At 35.4% G+C, this 891-nt stretch carries 2 protein-coding genes; both read left to right on the top strand.

Translation table 11 applies throughout. The features are described from left to right. The first annotated feature begins 14 nt into the window (after positions 1-14). Positions 15-416 carry a hypothetical protein gene (locus AC27G3_RS18135; protein ID WP_487124037.1) on the top strand — a complete coding sequence of 134 codons (402 nt, stop codon included), beginning with the start codon at positions 15-17 and terminating at the stop codon, positions 414-416. A 113-nt stretch (positions 417-529) separates the two neighbouring features. Continuing rightward, entirely contained in the window at positions 530-832 is a 303-nt protein-coding gene (locus AC27G3_RS18130) for a hypothetical protein (RefSeq protein ID WP_487124036.1), read from the top strand. Positions 833-891 lie beyond the last annotated feature (59 nt).

Raw genomic sequence — 891 nt, 5'->3', positions numbered from 1 at the left:
GCTAAAGGATTATCGTGAAATACTCTAGGATTGTGCTCTTTTCAGTAGGCTTGTATTTATTATTGGTTGCTTTATCAGCGATTGCTACGCTGATTGTTGGCTCTGGTGAAGCGACTCAAAGTATGCCATTCATTTTTACTCTTCACGTCCTAGGTTTTGTAATCTCTCTAATTTCGTATTTTTACTTAGGCTATAAGCAAACAACTAGTCCATATAAACAAGCAATTTTAGTTGCAGCAGTTTATTGGTTTATGAATCTAAGTGTGAGTGTCTTACTATACATTTTCTTAGAAATACCAATCGAGCCTTTGGTATTTTTAATTCCAGCTTTGCTACATGTCATAGCTGTTTTATTAGGTACGCTACTTGGTGTTCAATTGCGTCATAAAAGAGAGTTGAGCGTAAGCGCAATATAACAAGGCAATTAAACGGAAAATTTACAGTTGGCTGTTTTTCGTTCCTCAAACATTATAGCCAACTATAAATTTCCGCTTATTGCGGCGTTAGGTAACCATGGAGAGGCGGAGCATTGCAAAATCGGCCTAAAGAAAAATTTGAATACGAAGTAGATAAATATTGGTTCAAATTCTCAAACTTTATTGGGCTAGCATTTGGTTCTTTCTGCATTTGGTTCTCATATATAAAATCAGATGATGATTTTTTCCAAATGAGAGGAATTGAGGTTTCAAGATTAGATGATCCAATATTGTTCTGGTTTAACATATTGTTTTGTTTTTCAGGTGGCGTGTTTTTTATTTACTTAGGGTTGGGTCCATTCTTTCACTGGCTTGGAAAAAGGTTACCTAACAAGCAAATAAATCAGGACAAATAACAGTTGGTTTTTGCTCCTGCGTCGCTTATTTTAACCAACTGTAATTTGCCCATTATTTG

It is taken from the genome of Colwellia sp. SU-HH01217, assembly GCF_057543495.1.
The sequence above is the reverse complement of the archived record's forward strand: the minus strand, read 5'-3'. Positions and strand labels throughout refer to the sequence as shown.